The sequence below is a fragment of the Tenacibaculum sp. XPcli2-G genome (assembly GCF_024124505.1).
Classification (GTDB): Bacteria; Bacteroidota; Bacteroidia; order Flavobacteriales; family Flavobacteriaceae; genus Polaribacter; species Polaribacter mesophilus.
This window is the reverse complement of sequence record NZ_JAMXSH010000003.1, coordinates 42288-62329: the sequence shown is the minus strand read 5'-3', so window position 1 is coordinate 62329 and position 20042 is coordinate 42288. Positions and strand designations below refer to the sequence as shown.

Below are 20042 nucleotides of genomic sequence, written 5' to 3'. Positions count from 1 at the left end.
TTAAGAAGTTATTTTTTTAAAAAAGACCAGTGATGTACCAAAAATTATAAAGGTTATAAGTATTACTTCTAATAAACTTTTTCCTATTCTTTGACTTTTAGTATAATCAGCATTCAACTTAAACTTAGGCAACCTTTTATAATCTTTTATTGTTATTTGCTTACCTAAAAACAATTTATTAAAATAAAAATTGGTAATATCTCTATGAAAAAGTTCAATTGATTGATAAAAGGATTGAAAAATTTCAGAATCTGTTTCAACTATTTCATTAAACATTCCTTGAGCGTTTACTGCTGGATTTGCCCATCGAAATTTAGAAACCCATTCTTGTCTTAACTTAATTTGTTTAAAATACTCCTGTACTTCTTCTCTGTGATGATTATCATTAAGCGCAGTAAAAGATGCATAAGCCTTGGCCATTGTATTTACATCTATTAAAGATTTTGCTCCTTTTAAATCATCTCGGTAATCTAAATACTCAACAACTACAGCTTTAGCTTCTTCTATGTTCTCTTCATTTTCAAGACTTCTTCTTCTAGTTATATCTGCTAATGAAGTATTGTCTATCGGATGTACAATATTTGCATATACATTTAATACTGCTGGGAAAACTATTAAAAAAAGTAACCATAAACCAGCAGCAGTAATGGCTGTTAATGAAGAATTCTTTTTCAAGCTTATTAAAAGAAACATTAAGGCAAACCAAAAGCTGAAATAACACAAGACTGCTAATAACCATAAACAAGCACTTAAAACACTTACTTTTTCAGCAATCGTAAAAGCTATTATAGACAAAAGGACTCCTAACCCTAAAACTAAAACATAATAAAAAGCAATTCTAATTAAGAGAATTTTTCTTAGTCCTATAGATTGTAACCTTAATAAGGGTAACATTCCATTTTCCTTCTCCTCTGCATATAATCCATAAGTAAAAGTTATGATAAGCAATGGAAACAAATAAACAAAAACAAACGATAGGTCTAAATTTCCAACATAGAGTTTAAGTGGGTTTGCTAGTTCATTTTCAAACAATTGATAATATAAACTCATTCCCGTTAACTTATAGTAATAAGGTTCTATATCTCTTTGTCCTAAAGACATGTGTGCTAAACCATGAGGAGGTAAAATTGCATGATATCCATGTCGATACCATGCATAGGCTGACTTAGAAGCTATGTCAAATAATTGTTTATCTTTTAACGAAGTATGATTGGCATAAAAACTCTCTTTATACTGTTCAAATTCTTTCTTTTCAATATGTTTAACATTCTCAATTATTTTACGCTGCTCCGTTATTTTTGAATGCCCGTAATAAACAGCATAAATACCCAATAAAAATACGATGGTAAGCAAAATTATTTGAAACGTATTTCTAACAATTGAAATACCTTCACGCCTCCATAATAATATCGTTAATTTCATATCAATTTATTTTTGTGAGAAGAAGGTATTAGTAAGAACATTATTAAAACCCAAAAAATTAATGACATTAATTCTATTCTGTAATTTTTAAAGGTTTTCATTACACTAGGTGTACGATATTCTAGCCCAGAAACCGTTTCCCATAAATTTCTTCCTGCTTTGTATTCATAAAACTCGCCATAACGTGAATTTACAGCCATATCATAATTCATTTTTCTCATTAGTTTAAGACGGTATGCTTTTGTTTTTTCTTGAAAATCATTAAAACTATACCCGTCTGTTGCAGCAAAAGCCATTGAAAAATTTCTTACTGAAATGTACGGTGCAACAAACCCAATTATACTTCCTATTCTATTTTGATATTCAAACCTTCTGTTAAGAAGAGAATCATGAACTTTTTGTACTTTATAAGCATATTCTTCTCCCTCTTGCATTCGTATTGCTTCAAAATTTAGTGGTAATTGATGTAAAGAATCTACTCCATATTTTTTTAAGTACTGTTCCTTTAATTTAACAAGTCTCTCTTCTTTAGAGCCATCCATAGGCAAACCCTTATCTATATCCTTTTTAATTTTTTCTTTATATGCTTTAAGAGATGGTAAAGGATATAAACTCTCTCCTATATTAGCCGAAGTTTTTGGAATAATAATACCAGTTGTAATCCAAAACATTAATAAAGTTAGAAGAGAGTTTCGTGCATTTGAAGACTTAAAAGAAACCCAAACAGAAAAGTTTGTAAAAACAAATAAGTATCCAACGTAAAGAAAAAAGAGAAATAAAACTCGTAAACCTACATCTTGCACTACTAAACTATTATCTTCAATTATTCCCACAATATAAAGTCCTGTAAAAAACAATATTAATATGAGTAGAACTATTAAAAAATAAGCCAAAACTTTACCTAAATAAATGGATCTCATTGAAACTCCTTGCCCTATTAATAGCTTCAAGGTTCCTGTTTCTTTTTCTTTACTAAAAGTTTGAAAAGTGATGAATATAATAAGAAGTGGTAATAATAACTGAAGAACCAAAGCCGCACTCAATTCTCCAAAACGAGCCATATTACCATATCCTTGTACAGGTCTAAACATAAACTCATGTGCATAATGTGCTTCTAAATAAACGGAGGTTCCTGTATACGTATCCAATCCAAAATCAAAAAGACTTAAAAGCGTTTTAGGCTTAAAAACATATGTCCCGTAATGAGCCGCAATATGCGGATGCTTATTTCCTTGTTCTAACCACTCAGCTCTTCTTTCTTTTTGAGCCTTTTTCACCATATCCATTTCCTGTTTATAAGCTATATGTCCAGCATAAAGTGAAAACCCTAAGAGGAACAAAATAATAGGAAACAAAATTTTTAAAGCATTTTGCCTTGCTATATTGGTAAGTTCTTTTTTAGCTATTAAAAATACTTGATGTATCATCTTTTTACATTTTTATTTTTTAGATGTAATAACTTATTACATACTATTCATGCATGTGTTTTAAGTACTTTTGCTCTAAATCATGAAAAGAAACTTGATTTGATTCCATCTTTTCAACCAAAATTCCCTCTTTCATAATACCAATATGCGTTCCTGTATCTTTAGCTCTAAAAAGATCGTGTGTTGCCATTAAAGTGGCTACTTTTTGTTGCTTCATGTTAAGTAGAAGCTCAGAAAACTCATTACTTGCTTTAGGGTCTAATCCAGATGTAGGCTCATCTAAAAGTAATACCTTGGCTCCTTTAGCTCTCGCTAAAGCAATCCCTACTTTTTGTCTCATTCCTTTAGAATAACTACGAACTCTTTTCTTAATAAAATCTTTTTGTAAACCTGATTGTATTAATAAGTTTTCTAATGCTTCTTTTTCTATATCCACACCTTGTAGACCGCAGAAAAATTGAAGATTCTCCAGTCCTGTCATATATTGATACAACTGGAGATTCTCAGGAATATAAGACAACCATTTTTTTGTTTCTTGTGGGTTCTTTGTTACATCCAAACCATTAACAAAAGCACTACCAGATGTAGGCTCTATAAAATTTAAAAACAAATTAATAGTTGTTGATTTTCCCGCACCGTTAGCACCGAGCAAGCAAAAAATATCTCCTGCTTTAATATTTAAATTTAAACTATTCAAGGCGGTAAAATCACCATATTTTTTTGTGAGGTCTTGTGCTTTTAACATAGTGTATTCTATTCGTTATTAAAATCTTCAAGACCTGATATGTAACCACCTGTAGACGTAAACATTTTACTAGATGTATTTGAACTGGTGTCAAAACTAAACACAGCATTTTCATCATTCGTTGCTGTTGTAAATAATAATTTTTGGTCTTTATAAGGAAGAATAATCATACTACGAGATCCATATGTGGTAGGAAGTCCTGGTACAGCCCCTAAACTCGACTTTTTTTGAACATCAATCTCAAAATATTTGAATTGCGGTTGCCCAGTTTTATACTCATAAAAATCACTTACCTCCTCTACTCTTGCTGTAAAGCTTCTTCCATTAGGTGCATGATAAATTCCATAACATACATTTCCTGTTGCTTCTTGCATATTCATAAAATAATCTGGGTCAAAAGAAGTTTCTCCATTAGGTATTTTTAGCAAACCACTAGGGCTACTTCCACTACTCATTGTAGTTCCTAAACCTTGTACATAAATATCTCCATTAGTTGTTTTAACCATTCCTGCATTTGCTGCATGTCCGCCAAACACCATTCCTGTTCTTTTATCCGAAATTATTTTTTCTACCTTTTTCTCTTTTAAATCAATTACCGCTACATACGCCCAATCGTTTACTGGAGCAAAATTTTTCTCATAATGTACTCCCATAAACAACTTTCCGTCACGTTCAATCATATCTGTATAATACGTACGTGTAGCTTCAGGAAATTTTTCTTTAATTAATGTTAAAGCTACTTCGTCTGTAATACGCATCGTAGTTGGATTGAAAATAATAAGTTTTGAAATCCCCCCTGCTACTGAAGCATACGCTACCTCCTTACTTTCAAAATAAAGGGCAGAAAAAGTATTTGCCCCAGGAACAACAATACGTTGATCTTCGACTGCATTTCCTTCTTCATTAAATGAATATTTTGCAAGGGTTGCAGGTGCGCCAAAAGGCAATGCATACAACTCTTTATTATAAGAAACGGTTCTTGTATTTCCTGTTAATTCTAAAGCCTTGTCATTTCCTATCGTTGAAAATTCTAAACTTGATTTTCCTTGAATATAAGAGGTCTGATTAGGAAATGCTCCACTTACTGTTGTAATCCCAAAATTAATAATTACTGGATCGGTTCCAACTGGTGAATTATCATCACTACTACACCCTATGAATGTAAAAACTAATACAAATGTGTAAAGTGATACTAAACTTATTTTTTTTAAGAATTGTGTTTTCATTTTTATTTATTGATGTTTATTTTTAATTTATAAATGTTCTAAGTGTTATATAAAATGCTCTTCCAGGACGTTGTACACTAAAGTTATCGAATACTTTTTCGTTAAATATATTGGTTGCTTCAGCAGTAACCGTCCATCTATTTTCTGGGTGAGAAAGAGTAATACCTAAATTTTGAGTAAATTGAGATGGAATGGTGTTTTTTAAATCTTTATTACCATCTACAGCCCAAAACAGATAAAATTCATTTACGTAGTTTGCAGACCACCATGCTGAAATATTATTTTTTGTGTGTAAGAAATTTTCTTTGTGGTAGCGTACTTCTGCATTTCCAAAAAAATAAGGAATGTTAGGTAGTCTTGCATTAAAATAACGATTATCCACAGCCCCAGTAATATTTTTCGGTGAACGGTTTCGTAAATCTTGATAGGTAGCATTTGCTTTTACATCAAGAAAATCAACCGGACGATAGCGCAGCTCCATATCAACCCCAAGCGTACGTGATTTTAGTAAATTTTGATATTGGGAATAAAACTGTGAGGTTCGTAACCAGATAACATTGTTTGTTCCTCGGTAAAAAAGATTCGTATCCCAATTAACTTTCTTTGTTTTTAACTGGAAACCTAAATTAAAATTATGGCTTTGTTCTGGTTCTAAAAATGGATTGGATTTTATTAGGGTAAAATCTCCAAAAAGCTCTACTTCATCAGGAAGTCTCGTAGCATACTCGTAAGAAGACTTTACTAAAAAAGATTTTGTAAGATGGTAACGAAGCGATTGTAAAAATCCAAAATTAGATGTTTCTTGCTGGTTAGGAACAAAGTCAAGGTTTTTTATTTCATACCCATCTGCATCTAACCAAAAATGTTTTGCCGCTGTATAACTAGTTAAACTTTTTGAAAAACGGTGTTCATAAGCAATTCCTAAAGCGTTTTTAAAAAGCTGGGTTGGATTCTTAAAAAAATCTTCTCCATAAAACTCAGCCGCAATTGGGTCTTCTCCTACTCTTCTAAACCAAGATGAAAAAAGATTCAACGTAAACTTTCCTTTTTCCCAAGGATAGTAGTTTAAATTAACTCGATTTAAAACATTTTGAGAGGTTAATTTTAAAGAATTTCGTGAAGCAGAAATTTCTCCACCATCTGTCCGTTTACGATATATTTTACCATCCCAAGTATAGGCATTTAGGGTAGTATCAATAAAATGTCCTCTGGTACGGTTATAAGCACTATACCATTTCATGTTCATTTTCTTTAAAATATTCTTTTTTTCATATTCTAAAGAAGTTCCAACTGTTGATTCACTATAAGTGGCTTCTCCATAAGGTTGAGCCATAATAGCATTGTGCTGTATATCATCGTCAAGTCCTGAATAACGCGCACTAAGAACCAATCGATCTGCATACTTTTTATCTAAAACTCCTACATAAACGTTTAAAAGATGGTTAGAAAATTTATCATGAAACCGTTTAACTCTAGCAGGTCTAGGGTTTCCTTGTTCGTTTGGTATTTCAACATCAACTTTATAGCTATTGTCAGAGTGATTAAAAAATGAATTCACCCCAAACATCCATTGATTGTCTGAACTCATCAATTGCGCATTTACGCTCATTTTATGGCTATTAAACGATCCTGCTGAATAGGAAACATCTAAATAGTCTGAATATAATTTTCTAGGAATTATATTAACCGCTCCTCCAAGCGCATCTGCTCCTAAATCTACAGGTACTACTCCCTTATAAACCTCAATTTGTTCTATTAAGTTTGAAGGTAATACGTTTAACCCTAATCCAGCTCCAAAATATGATAAAGGAATTCCATCTAGAAAAAAGGGTACCGATTTTCCAGTCATCCCATTTACATAGATTTTTGCATCGCTACCAAAGCCTCCTGTTTGTCGTACATTTACCCCTGAAATTTGTTTTACAATATCACTTGTATTAATGTTCCTCTCTCGAAACTTTTCCATTTGTAAAACTGATACGTTAGCTGTACTCTCTTTTAATCTTTGAGCTGTTGATTTTCCTTCAAGAGTTACCTCATTTAGCTGATTTTGCTCAGGCTTTAACTGAATAGTAAGTTTTATATTCGTTTTTTCACCTGAAGCATCTATTGTCTGGTAATTTGTTTTAAAACCTACATAAGATATTTTTAAGCTATATTTTCCTTTCGGAATCTTTTTAAATATAAACTTTCCATCTTCATTGGTTACTGTACTTTTATTAAGTTCTTGTATTTGGAGATGAGACTGAAATAAAGGAATCCCTAAATTGTCAGTTACTACTCCTGAAATTTTTACTGTTTGCGAATACAAAAAACTACTTGTTAATAGGCTAAAAAATAATATGCATATAATTTTTATGCTTCCTAATTTTTCAAAGTATAACATCTCTGATTTAAAATAATTTTTAGTCATTATAACCTTACTTGCTTTATCAGCCCTTCAGCTTCCATTTCTTTAAATATCTCTAATTCTTTTTTTGACAGGCTATTTTTAGTGAGTAATCCATCCGCTTTATCCCATAATTCTTTTGCTTCTGACGTAAGAGAAAAAGCTTCATCTGTATCTTTTTTCATGAGATAATTAAGTTCTGGTGATTTACTAACTAATAGTATTTCGTGATTCTTTATTAAGTGTATGGGGTTCTCTTCTAATAATGGCACTATTTCTCGTTCTTCATTGTAGAGTAAAAAAGTATTTCCTGTTGAAATTGAAAGTGATTTTGTTTCATTAGGTCTCATTTCAAAAGCTTCCATTTCTGTTTTCATACAACCTTCAGAGTTGATAAAACACCTTACTATTTTTACTGGAGTTTTTTCTTCTGAATGATTGTAAACCATTGCTATTTTTTCTTCTTTTTTTACATTAATTAGCGAAACTTTTTCTACCCAAAAATGATCGTCTAAGTGAGTTTTTGAGTACTTTATATTTCCATTATTATGTACCTCAGATATGAGAGTATATTTTCCTAAAGGAGCATTATCGGGTATATTATATGTAAAATAATAATGGCGACCCGCCTGTATGTTTGTAAGAATTTCTACAAGTTTTTCACGTTTACAAGCTCCTTCTAAATATGAAGCCAACACTAAAAGCGGAGTGTTTTTGTTTAAATATTTTAATTTTTGTGGTACTACTTCCTTGTTTTCATTTTCTTCTGGAAAAGCAACAACATGATTTTCAAAAAGCATTGTTATATTGCCATTAGGATCTTTTACTCCTATTTTTACCAATGGACATAAGTGTTTATCTTTTAAGTGTGCTGTATTAAAATTCCAATGAATGGTAACAGTGGTACCTTGAATGGTTCTTTTGGGAAAAATGCTCATTCTTATTTTTTCAATTTCTTAATATTTTCTTTGCTGTATTTTTGAGGGTATACTTTAAACCATTTTATCATGGTTTCTTCACCTAAATAATCGTAGGTTATAGACAACAAAAATTCCAATTTCTTGAGGTACTCTTCTTTTGCTTCATCTGGTGCAATCCTCATAGCCTCTATTCTTTCATCTTTTTCTTTTTTAGTTGCAGGAAGATGATGAAAGTAAGGGGTGTTTAAGTATTCTTTACTAAACTTATGGTAAAGTGGTGTAAACAGTATAAGATTATGCCACATTTCATCTATAATTAATAAATCATCTGGAATGAAGACTCCTGGAATTTGACTTATATACAAAAACTTCAACGTTTCCATTAATATATCTTCAGCTTCAGTTTCTGTAACATCATACATATCTAAAAACCTAGATATTACATTTTCATCACTAAAAGTTAGGAGTTTATGTAATTGTTCTTCTGTAACTTTTCCTTCCATTATATTTAACTGTTTTTACTTTTTAAAAAGCGGTAGGAATTTATCCTACCGCTATAAATTTGCAGACTATAAAGTGTTAACACAGTGCCCACAATTACTACAATGTGTAGTTCCAGCTGCTTGCTTAGACTTATCAGCTAAAATTTCTGAAATCATTAATTCTTTGGTTTTCATAATTAAAAATTTTAAAGTTTGGCCTACTCTATTCAATAAGGTTTTCAGCATTCCCTTTGTTGCAACTTCTTTAATATTATGGTACATAAATCCAATAGAATTCCTAGGCTTTTCAAAATGAGACTTAGTCTTTTGAAAAACTGAAAGATTTCTGTAAAGATTCTTTTGAAATTTAAATTTTAGTAATAACCTATGCTCTAGTATATTTAGGTACTTTTCTTACTTCTTATATTATATCTAATGCCTATAACTGTTTAAAACCCTTAAAAACACGTAAAGACATCTAAGCTGCTATAATATATTTTAGATAAGATAATCCTGCATCTAAATATACTACGAGCTATTCCTTTAAACAATAAAGAAAATAGGTTATTAAAATAAAAACAAAGTGGTGGTAAGAGCTTTTAAGCTGGTATTTTCTCTTCTTTAAAACTGAGACATCACAACAACGTATCTCAGATTCATTACAAGTACTATTTAAGCCAATATTCTATAACTGCTCAAATACTTGAATAAAAAAACATTAATTAGAAAGATTGAATGTAAAATAAAAACTCTTACACTAAAAAAGGTGGAGGTCTAGAAAAAAGTTGCTCCGCAGTAATAGTACCTGAAATAATAAAATTATAATCTTTAATTACTTCCCTCAAAACAATATATTCATTGCTTTCTATTGAAAAGTCTAAAGTATCAGGAGTAACTAACGGAGTTAAATCACTTGCAACTGCATGATCACATATCGTACAGTGTGATGTATGGTCTTTATCGTCTGTATGAGATAGCACGTGCAACCCACCTACTTTCATTGATAGAAACAGGACAAGAAATAAATATGCAATGCTATTTTTTAAACGATTACTTTCCATTTGGTTACGAATATAATAAATTAAATTATATAAACACATTTTTTTTACTACTTAAATTTTATTACAAACTCTCGTAGTTAAACTAGCTATATTTATGGAAAACTATGCATAGTGTAAAGCAACATCTTAACAATAATTTTTAATTTACTGAAAACAAACCCACTATACTCTCTCTTATTTTTTCGTTAATAAAAAGCTAACAAAAACTATTTTTTCACACGTTGAATATAGTATTTTCGCACCCTTTCTTACAGAAAAAATCACATTTCAAGGGTACGAGAACAACTATGAACGACGAAAAAAACTGGTTACAATATTATAAAAACAGCTTATCTGATAGTGAAAACTTAGCTATTGACATTAGTAAAATAAAAAACCTTTTTCATCAAAAATCTTCTGATTTAAGTAACGCACTCATCAACTCTAAACAAGCAAGTCAACTGCTAGATGTTGAAGAACGTAGAATTAATCGGTTAAAAGGAATTACTAAAAAAGACAACTCTAAGTGGCATAAGGTAGAAGAAACTAAAATATTAATAGCGCCTTTTCATTTAGTATATCAAACCGACAACACTAAATTCAAACAGCGCACCATTCATCCTTTTTGGATTAGTGCTATTGTAAATCGTTCAGGACAATTATCTGCTCCAAAAGATGGCTTTCCTTTAATTGTTCGTAACTATCTAACACCTATGGCAGATGTTAAGAATGATTTTATCTTCTCTTCTATCGACACCATTTTAGATGCTAAAGACCTAGATGCTCCCGATTTTGAAAACAGCGAAGAGCCTATACCTTGGGATGAATACTGGAACTATATTAACGAAGTATTTTCTGCCATAACTTATAGCAACTTATACCGTTATCAAGTAGAACGCTATACCACACAATATGAGCTTACTTATTTCGCATTAAGTTCTAAAATTTCTACCGCAAAAAGTATTCTATTTCTGTACGAAAATCTACTTAAAAATACGGATGAGTTACCTGTACTCTCTAAAATCATCAATCCATATACTAGAGAACGACAAGAAGCCATTACCGATAACGGATTTTTAGTGTATAACCATTTGCATTTAGGACAAATGTCGAATAAGTTCCCACTTTCGGTTAGTCAGCGAAAAACATTACTATCGTATTTAGTAGCCGAAGAAAATGCAGTTACCGCTGTAAACGGACCTCCAGGAACTGGAAAAACTACCCTATTACAAAGTTTAGTGGCTACCGAGTTTGTAAAAGCCGCTATTAATGGTGAAGAAGCTCCTATAATTTTAGCCTGCTCAAACAACAACCAAGCAGTAACGAATATTATTGATAGTTTTATCAATTCTGAAAGTACTATGGGAGAATTAGCCAATCGTTGGATTCCTGATTTTAACGGATATGCAACCTACCTCCCATCCAGTTCAAAAAGTGATAAAAAACTGGCTAACATTAATTACTTAAAAGGGAATTTATTTGGTCATGAAGGAACACTTTGTAATCTGGAAAATGAAAAATATATCTCTGAAGCAGAATATTATTTTTTAACAAACTACTGTCAGTATTTCAATACCCAAGCAAATTCACTTGACGATGTATGTAACCATCTACAAGAAGAAATTATAGGTATTCAAAATATTTTAGCTGATGGTGTTGACTTCTCTAGAAACTATATAAATGCTGTAAACTACATCAACAGCATACTTGTACACGAAGAAGATTTTGTTCAAAAAAGTACGTTTAAAATCTCCAAACTACAAGAATGGAGAACTGTTTTAAACGATTTAAAAACAGCTACAAAAGACACTGATTTTATTGATAAAGTAAAACACTATTTTATTGATGAAGCTCAGTTTGAATCAAGAAATGCTGAACACATTTTTAAAGCTAACGCTGAAACATTGTTGAATGCTAAAAAAGCAGCAGCATATATAAAAGAATGTACAAACAATGTAAATCTGCTACTGCAATCACATTTAAGCCTAAAAAATTGGAAGTATGAAAATAACATCAAAGGATTTCCTTTTGTTTCAGAAGAACAAATGTGGGCGTATGAATATGAAAAGATAAACTCTAACGATACAACACAGCGTTTCTTTTATGATGAATTAGATATTGATTTACGCCATAAAGCATTCTTATTAGCAACCCATTATTGGGAGGCTCGCTGGTTACTAGAAACCAGAGAAATGTTAGAGGAAAACACCGAAAAAGGAACAGGAGAATATGCTATTAAAGCAAAATGGAAACGAAGAGCTATGCTTACCCCTTGTTTTGTAGCTACTTTTTACACAGCTCCAAGTCACTTTTTATACAGTCAATTTCAAGGAGAAAACGAAAACGGAAAACCTATTTTTGAATACTTACCACTATATAACTTTTTAGATTTGTTAATTATTGATGAAGCTGGTCAGGTTACTCCAGAAGTAAGCATCCCTGTATTTTCATTAACTCAAAAAGCCTTTGTAGTAGGTGATTTACAACAAATTGAACCTATTTGGTCTATCCCTAAAAAAATTGACCAAGGAAACTTAACAAGTCTTGATATTATTGAAAATCAAAATGACACACATTTAGATGAGTTAGGTTTTTTAGCGTCTAGCGGAAGTATTATGAAAATGGCTCAAAATGCTTGCGAATTTGAAACACCATTACCCGCTAAAAAAGAACAAGGATTGGTTTTATTGGAACATAGACGATGTAATGATGAAATTATTAGTTTTTGTAACGAATTGGCCTACGATGGTATTTTAAAACCTATGAAAGGAAAGGCGAAAGAAAATCAAGCATTTCCATCAATGATGGCATATCATATAGAAGGAGTTAGCGAACGCAAATACAACAGTCGTCAAAACATTAGCGAAGTAAAAGCTATTATTTCTTGGTTACAACAAAACAAAGAAACCATTCAAGAAGCATACGATGTAGACGCTATTGAAAGTGTTTTAGGAATTATCACCCCTTTTGCTAGTCAGAAAGGAGAATTATCAAAAGCCTTAACCGATGCGGGTTATAAAGTAAGCGACATTAAATTAGGTACTGTACACGCATTACAAGGTGCAGAACGAAACATTATCTTGTTCAGCTCCGTATATTCTAATGACGACGAAGGAACCTTGTTTTTTGAAAAAGACAACAAGCCTAACATGCTAAATGTAGCGGTTTCTAGAGCCAAAGAAAGCTTTATTCTTTTTGGAGACACTCGAATTTTTGATGAAACCAAAAACACGCCTTCAGGAATTTTAAAAAGACACTTAAACATTTATGAAATGGCTAACTAATTATGTTTTTGTACACCAAAAAAAATCATAACTAAAAAAGTGTACAACACTTGTACACTAAAAAATTTGATAAAAAAAATAGTGTACAGCACTTGTACACCAAAAAAATTATCAACTTAAAAAGTGTACAGAAAAACACCTAACTTGCTATTAAACATTTTTAATAACATTTAGAAAAATGTTAGTTTTATATTTAAGTAATTAAAAACTAACAAATAACAACAAAAAAAGGAACGATTAAATCGTTCCTTTTTTTAATATACAATACTGTAAGCTTATTTTTTAAACTCAGTAATAGTCTTCTTAATAATATTAATACAGTCTCTTAATTGCTCTTCATTCATTACTAATGGTGGTGCAAAACGAATAATGTTTCCATGCGTTGGTTTTGCTAATAATCCGTTATCGCGTAACTTCATACAAATATCCCAAGCAGTTGAGCTATCTTCAGTATCGTTAATTACAACAGCATTTAATAACCCTTTACCACGTACTAACGTTACTAACTCGTTTTCTTTAGCAAACTCAGCTAACTCTTCTCTGAAGATTTTACCTAAACGCTCAGCATTCTCAGCTAATTTTTCTTCTTTAACTACTTCTAAAGCCGCTATAGCTACTGCTGCTGCAACTGGATTTCCTCCAAAAGTAGAACCGTGGTTTCCAGGTCTAATAACATTCATAATGCTATCATTTGCTAATACTGCAGATACTGGATATGCTCCTCCACTTAATGCTTTACCTAAAATTAAAATATCTGGCTGTACATTTTCGTGGTTCACTGCTAATAACTGACCTGTACGCGCAATACCTGTTTGTACTTCATCTGCAATAAATAATACATTATGCTTTTCACATAACGCTTTCGCTGCTGCTAAATACCCTTCAGAAGGTACGTATACTCCAGCCTCTCCTTGAATAGGTTCGGCCATAAAACCAGCAATGTTATCGTTGTTTTCTAACGCTTCTTCTAAAGCTTGTAAGTTATCGTACTCTATTTTTATAAACCCATTAGTAAATGGCCCAAAATTCTTACGTGCTACTGGATCATTTGAAAAAGAAATAATGGTAGTTGTTCTTCCGTGGAAGTTATTTTTACAAACAATAATTTGCGCTTCGTTTTCATTAATTCCTTTTACTTCATACGCCCATTTTCTACAGATTTTTAAAGCAGTTTCAACAGCTTCTGCACCAGTATTCATTGGTAATAATTTATCAAAACCAAAGTATTCAGTTGCAAACTTTTCGTACTTTCCTAACATATCGTTATAAAAAGCACGAGATGTTAATGTTAATGTTTGCGCTTGGTTTACCATTGCCCCTACAATTTTTGGGTGACAGTGTCCTTGGTTTACTGCGGAATAAGCCGATAAAAAATCATAATATTTTTTTCCTTCAACATCCCATACATATACTCCTTCTCCTTTACTCAATACTACTGGTAATGGATGGTAGTTATGTGCTCCGTATTTGTTTTCTAAGTCAATCGCTTGTTGCGAAGTTAATTGGTCTAAAACAGCCATTTTTCTTAATTTTTTAAAATTTATAAAATAACCATTCCTTATCTACCTTTATCCTTTCGAAAAAGAAGTTTCGAAAATTCAGCGTGGGAAAGAAATCATCCCTAGCTACAAAATTATTAAATTTAAGTGACTTTCTTAGATTTTATAGGGTCTAAAAATATAGACTACTTAACTTTTTATTATTTACAATAAAACAACAGTTAATTAGTTTTTTTATCTTTAAGAGAATTTAACTAAATATCATTTTTATGAAAAAAATCTTTTTTTTACTACTGCTTTCTATAGTTACAATCGGCTGTAAATCTACATCTGTAACTAACACAAAACTTGACAACAAAACTGAACGAATGTTAAAGGGTAACTGGACCATTACTGCTGTAAGTTTTCCGGGTTCAAATTATTTAAAAGTAAACTCATTTAATTTAGAAGATTCTAACTGTTTTATTGGTAGTGATTGGAGTTTTATCTCTAACAATAATAAAGGACAAATGAATTTAAATAATCCAAGTACAAATTGTAAAAACTTTAGTTCTCCAATTACTTGGTATGTTAATAAAGATGGTAATTTTGTTTTAAAAATTATAAATAACCACAAAGCAAAAGAAGTAAACCAAGGATATATATTAAATATAAATAATGTTACTGAAACTAGCTTCGATTTAATAGACAAAGTAAACGTTGCTGGCCAAGTAAAAAACATTACCTATTCATTTCAAAGACAATAATTAATAAAACATTATGAAAAAATCAATAATTTATAGTTTATCAATTTTATTTTTAGCTAGTACAGTTTTTACCTCATGTAAATCTATTCAAAATGCTAACAACACTCAAAAAGGAGCTGCTATTGGTACAGCCGCTGGTGCTGTGATAGGTGCTGTAATAGGTAATAATGTAGGAAGTAAAAACAACTCAGAACTTGGAGCTATTTTAGGTGGCGTTGTAGGTGGTGTTGCCGGTGGTGTAATTGGTAATCAAATGGATAAACAAGCTCGTGAGATTGAAGAAGCTTTACCTGGTGCTGAAGTTGAAAGAGTTGGTGAAGGTATTAAACTTACCTTAGGAGAAAACGCCGTTCGTTTTGCTACTAACAAAGCTACTTTAACAACTACTGCTAAAGCTAACTTAGATAAATTAGTCCCTGTTTTTAAAGATTATGGAGATACTAATATTGTAATTTATGGTTATACAGATAGTACAGGTAGGGTTGAATACAACCAAACGCTTTCAGAAAAAAGAGCTAACTCTGTAAAAAGTTACCTAGCTAGTAAGGGATTAAAAAACAGTCGTTTTGAAACTAAAGGACTTGGTGTTAAAGATCCTATAGCAACAAACGATACTGCTGAAGGAAGAAGTAAAAACAGACGTGTAGAGTTTGCGATTGTTGCAAATGAACAAATGATAAAAGAAGCAAAACAAGAAGCCCGTCAATAAAAAAATAACTTTTACAAACTATACCTAAAAAGACTGCTCTACAATGAGTGGTCTTTTTTTTATCTTCAAACCATATCTTTTCCTAATTTTGCACACCATAAATCATAGTATAGAATGCCAAGAAGAGAACGAAATAAGTTTGTAAAAAGAGGACAAGTCATTGAAATTTTAATTGAAGATTATGCCTTCGGCGGAAAAGGAATTGGAAGAATACGTTCAGAAGAAGGTGTTTTTGTTGTTTTTGTTCCTAACACTTTACCAGGACAGTTAGTAAAAGCACGTGTAGACAAATCAAAGAAAAAGTATGCAGAGTGTAAATTGATTGATGTTTTAAAACATTCTGATGACGAAGTGACTATTCCTTATCAAGATATTCCTGGAGCACCTTACATTCAATTGCCTATAGATTTACAACACAAATACAAGCAAGAAAGTACGTTATCTTTATTTAAGCGTATTGGTAAAGTTGAAAATATTGAAGATTTATTTGATGAATTTATCGCTTCCCCTAATGTATTCCACTATAGAAATAAAATGGAATATGGTTTTTCTGCCATTGGTTACGACCGTGAAAACAAAACCGATGTAGATGAATTTACCTTAGGTTTTAAACGTCGCGGTGTTTGGTGGATGGGTGATAACCTTGAAAAAGATTCTGGTTTATTTGACAAACAAGTAGAAGACAACATCAAAAACATTAGAGAATACTGTAAAAAAACTGGTCTAGCGCCTTGGCACGGACCTAAAAAAGAAGGTTTCTTTAGGTATTTTGTGGTAAGAAAATCATACAAAACCAACGAATTGTTATTCAACTTAGTAACCACTTCTCACGATTTACCTAAATTTGATTTAAAAGAATTTGCTAACTATTTAGTAGAGTTATTTGGCGATAGAGTGGCTGGTTTATTACATACTATTAATGACGAAACTGGCGATAGAACTATTGCTACCTCAGGAAGTGTAAAATTAGTATATGGAAAAGATAAAATTGTTGAAGAGTTATTAGGTTTAAATTTTGAAATTAGCATGAAAAGCTTTTTTCAAACCAACCCTAAATCTGCCGAAAAACTATATACCAAAGTAGTTGATTATGCGTTAGAAAACAAAGATGCAATTGACAATACCGTAGTGATGGATTTATTCTGTGGAACAGGAACTATTGGACAAATTATTGCTTCAAAGTCGAATAACACTAAAATTGTTGGTGTAGATATTGTAGCCTCTGCTATTGAAGATGCTAAGAAAAATGCAGAACGTAACAATATTGAAGGTTTGCAATTTTATGCAGCTGATGTAGGAAAGTTCTTAAACGAACACCCACAATATAAAAATAAGATAAGAACCATTATTTTAGATCCAGCTCGTGCGGGTATTGCACCAAAAACACTTAAGAAAATCATAAACTTAAATGCAGATAGAATGGTTTATGTATCTTGTAACCCAGCAACACAAGCTCGTGATACGGAGGAATTGATGAAAAACGGATATCAATTAAAAAAGATTAGTTTAGTAGATCAATTTCCACATACATCACACATAGAAACGGTAGTTCTATTTGAAAAATAAACATTATATGAAAAAATACATTGCTCTATTCATATTTATAGCAGGTTTAACGGCCTGTGAAAAAGATGATTTCTGTACACAAAACCCAGTAACCCCTAATTTAGTGCTTCGTTTTTACGATATGGATAATACGAATGATTTAAAAAATGTAGAACGTTTATCTGTAATTGCAGAAGGAAAAACTGATAGCCTTTTTACCGATAGAACAGTAGACAGTATTGCTATTCCATTAGACGGTACATCACAAAAAACAGTCTATACATTAAAAATGAATGATGTAGATGGCAATATAGCTAATAACCAAACGGCTACACTTACCATTGAGTATAATCCTGAAAATGACTTTGTGTCTCGCTCATGTGGTTTCAGAATTATTTATGAAAATGTAACTTTAAGTAATACAGGTTGGATAAACAGTTTATCAACTACAGAAATTCCATTAATCGATAATCAAGCTAGCGCCCATGTACAAGTATTTCATTAGTCTATGTTTCGTTTTTGTATTTGTCAACGGATACTCACAAATAAATACATCTAAAGAAGAAACCAAAGAAAAAAAAGATACCGTTACATATAAAACAGGGTATGGTTTACGTATTGGGTTAGACATTAGCAAACCTAGTCTTTCCATTATTGATAAAAGTTATATCGGACTTGAATTAGTAGGTGATTATAGAGTATCAAAAAAATGGTACATCGCTACTGAATTAGGTTTTGAAGATGAGACCACCTATGAAGATTTTTCTTCTTCTAGTTCAAAAGGAAGTTATATTAGACTTGGAGCAAATTACAACGCCTACGAGAATTGGTTAGACATGAATAACGAAATTTATGTTGGTATGCGTTATGGTTTTGCCATATTTGATCATACCTTAAATAGCTACCAACCTAATGTTTCTTCGGGTACTGAAAATCTACCTCCTTATTTTCCATCAACCCCTGTTACAACACCTATGTCTGACGACGGACTTACCGCTCATTGGACTGAATTACAACTAGGTATAAAAGCAGAAACTTTTAAAAACTTGTTTATTGGTTTTAGCTTTTCATATAAAATTATGTTAAGTGTTGACGATCAAAAAGGCTTTAAAACGCTATATACACCAGGTTTTAATCGTGTTTTTGAAAGCAGTACAGGCTTCGGATTCAACTATACAATATCATACTTAATCCCTTTTGTTAATAAATAAATTATCAGCATACGCTTGATTTCACTAACTTTACTGCCTGAATAATAAAACTTATTAACAATGAATAAAATTCCAAGCGTAAACTTAGCAGATTTTTTATCGGACGATGCTGAAAGAAAACAAAAATTCATCAATGAAATTGGTGACGCTTATGAGAATATAGGATTTGTAGCATTAAAAGGACACTTTTTAGACGATGAATTAGTAGATAACTTATATGCTGAAATCAAGAAGTTTTTTGATTTACCTACAGATGTAAAAGAAAAATATGAAATTCCAGGTATTGGTGGTCAAAGAGGGTATGTTTCATTTGGTAAAGAAAGTGCTAAAGGAAAGAAAGAAGGAGATTTAAAAGAGTTTTGGCACTTTGGTCAGTATGTTGATGCAGATTCAAAATACGCAAAAGAATACCCAGAAAATGTTGAAGTTGAAGAATTACCTGAATTTAACAAAGTGGGTAAAGAAGCTTACCAAATGTTAGAAAAAACAGCTAAATACGTTTTACGTTCATTAGCCTTACATTTAGGTTTAGAAGAAACGTATTTTGACAACTACATCAAAAACGGAAATAGCATTTTGCGTCCAATACACTACCCTCCTATTACTACAGAACCTAAAGGAGCTGTAAGAGCTGCTGCTCATGGTGACATTAACTTAATCACTTTATTAATGGGAGCTCAAGGAAAAGGATTACAAGTTCAAAACCATAAAGGTGAATGGATTGATGCTATAGCAGAAGATGACGAGTTAATGATTAATGTAGGTGATATGTTATCACGCCATAGTAACAACAAGTTAAAATCAACAATTCACCGTGTAACTAACCCTCCTAAAGAATTATGGGGAACATCACGTTATTCAATTCCATTTTTCATGCATCCTGTTTCTGATATGAAATTAGATGTTTTAGAAAACTGTATTGATGAAAACAATCCAAAGCAGTTTGAAGATATTACTGCTGGTGAGTTTTTAGATGAACGTTTACGCGAATTAGGATTGAAAAAATAAATCTAATGGATTTACAAGATCAATTAAAAAATTTATTCCCAGATCATCAGTTTGAGGAAAAACTTGAAGAAAAAAAACCTGACGTCTGGTTACAAGATGAACCCATTCTTTGTAAGTATGAAAAACGTAAAGGGAAACCAGTTACTATAATAGACGGTTATAATGGGGCTACCCAAGACTTTAAAAAATTAGCAAAAGAAATCAAAACCAAACTAAGTGTTGGTGGTAGTTTTAAAGATGATACAATTATCATTCAAGGTGATTATAGAGATACTATAATGCAACTTTTAAAAGATAAAGGATTCAACGTAAAACGCGTTGGTGGATAAGTAAAAAATGTCGAAGATTTGATTCTTCGACATTTTTTTTATATTTACAACTTTTGTAAA

The 20042-nt window shown here is 31.5% G+C and carries 17 protein-coding genes; 8 read left to right on the top strand and 9 right to left on the bottom strand.

Translation table 11 applies throughout. The annotated features are described in order from the left end of the window. The 8 genes from NH341_RS08080 to NH341_RS08045 all read right to left on the bottom strand — a co-directional run bounded on the left by NH341_RS08080 (position 1) and on the right by NH341_RS08045 (position 9711). Positions 1–1422: a DUF3526 domain-containing protein gene (locus NH341_RS08080; protein ID WP_253056350.1), complete on the bottom strand. Its 1422-nt coding sequence runs from the start codon at positions 1420–1422 to the stop codon at positions 1–3. Continuing rightward, complete coding sequence (locus NH341_RS08075; RefSeq protein WP_253056348.1) at positions 1419–2849, bottom strand: DUF3526 domain-containing protein; 1431 nt, start codon at positions 2847–2849, stop codon at positions 1419–1421. Before NH341_RS08075 ends, NH341_RS08080 begins: the two co-directional genes overlap by 4 nt. A gap of 43 nt (positions 2850–2892) precedes the next feature. Then, entirely contained in the window at positions 2893–3594 is a 702-nt protein-coding gene (locus tag NH341_RS08070; protein ID WP_253056346.1) for an ABC transporter ATP-binding protein, read from the bottom strand. Positions 3595–3602: 8 nt separating this feature from the next. Beyond that, on the bottom strand, positions 3603–4820 hold the full coding sequence (locus NH341_RS08065; RefSeq protein ID WP_253056344.1) for a DUF4374 domain-containing protein: 1218 nt from the start codon (positions 4818–4820) through the stop codon (positions 3603–3605). Between the two features lie 22 nt (positions 4821–4842). Beyond that, the gene (locus NH341_RS08060) at positions 4843–7131 is read right to left on the bottom strand and encodes a TonB-dependent receptor (protein ID WP_253056342.1); all 2289 of its coding nucleotides are present in this window, start codon (positions 7129–7131) and stop codon (positions 4843–4845) included. A 101-nt stretch (positions 7132–7232) separates the two neighbouring features. Further along, positions 7233–8147: a hypothetical protein gene (locus NH341_RS08055; RefSeq protein ID WP_253056340.1), complete on the bottom strand. Its 915-nt coding sequence runs from the start codon at positions 8145–8147 to the stop codon at positions 7233–7235. Positions 8148–8149: 2 nt separating this feature from the next. Then, the gene (locus tag NH341_RS08050) at positions 8150–8632 is read right to left on the bottom strand and encodes a hypothetical protein (protein ID WP_173359700.1); all 483 of its coding nucleotides are present in this window, start codon (positions 8630–8632) and stop codon (positions 8150–8152) included. 731 nt (positions 8633–9363) lie between these two features. Next, complete coding sequence (locus NH341_RS08045; protein ID WP_156167047.1) at positions 9364–9711, bottom strand: hypothetical protein; 348 nt, start codon at positions 9709–9711, stop codon at positions 9364–9366. 248 nt (positions 9712–9959) lie between these two features. On the opposite strand from NH341_RS08045, the gene NH341_RS08040 reads away from it, so the two are divergent. Further along, positions 9960–12935: an ATP-binding protein gene (locus NH341_RS08040; protein WP_253056338.1), complete on the top strand. Its 2976-nt coding sequence runs from the start codon at positions 9960–9962 to the stop codon at positions 12933–12935. Between the two features lie 275 nt (positions 12936–13210). Here NH341_RS08040 and rocD read toward each other — a convergent pair whose 3' ends face one another. Then, the gene (gene rocD / locus NH341_RS08035; RefSeq protein ID WP_173360039.1) at positions 13211–14455 is read right to left on the bottom strand and encodes an ornithine--oxo-acid transaminase; all 1245 of its coding nucleotides are present in this window, start codon (positions 14453–14455) and stop codon (positions 13211–13213) included. Positions 14456–14703: 248 nt separating this feature from the next. Here rocD and NH341_RS08030 point away from each other — a divergent pair, with 248 nt between their 5' ends. From NH341_RS08030 to NH341_RS08000, 7 genes are all read left to right on the top strand, one after another. Further along, the gene (locus NH341_RS08030; RefSeq protein WP_047789007.1) at positions 14704–15180 is read left to right on the top strand and encodes a lipocalin family protein; all 477 of its coding nucleotides are present in this window, start codon (positions 14704–14706) and stop codon (positions 15178–15180) included. Between the two features lie 13 nt (positions 15181–15193). Continuing rightward, a complete protein-coding gene (locus NH341_RS08025; protein WP_047789008.1) occupies positions 15194–15889 on the top strand; it encodes an OmpA family protein in 696 nt (231 codons plus the stop codon). A 114-nt stretch (positions 15890–16003) separates the two neighbouring features. Next, positions 16004–17455 carry a 23S rRNA (uracil(1939)-C(5))-methyltransferase RlmD gene (gene rlmD / locus NH341_RS08020; protein ID WP_253056336.1) on the top strand — a complete coding sequence of 484 codons (1452 nt, stop codon included), beginning with the start codon at positions 16004–16006 and terminating at the stop codon, positions 17453–17455. 7 nt (positions 17456–17462) lie between these two features. Then, positions 17463–17939: a DUF6452 family protein gene (locus NH341_RS08015; protein WP_253056334.1), complete on the top strand. Its 477-nt coding sequence runs from the start codon at positions 17463–17465 to the stop codon at positions 17937–17939. Then, positions 17920–18645 carry a DUF6048 family protein gene (locus NH341_RS08010; RefSeq protein ID WP_253056332.1) on the top strand — a complete coding sequence of 242 codons (726 nt, stop codon included), beginning with the start codon at positions 17920–17922 and terminating at the stop codon, positions 18643–18645. Before NH341_RS08015 ends, NH341_RS08010 begins: the two co-directional genes overlap by 20 nt. Before the next feature lie 60 nt (positions 18646–18705). Then, positions 18706–19653 (top strand): isopenicillin N synthase family oxygenase, encoded by a 948-nt coding sequence (locus tag NH341_RS08005; RefSeq protein WP_073183641.1) that lies wholly within the window; start codon positions 18706–18708, stop codon positions 19651–19653. Positions 19654–19658: 5 nt separating this feature from the next. After that, complete coding sequence (locus NH341_RS08000; protein ID WP_159611658.1) at positions 19659–19982, top strand: translation initiation factor; 324 nt, start codon at positions 19659–19661, stop codon at positions 19980–19982. Positions 19983–20042: the final 60 nt, after the last annotated feature.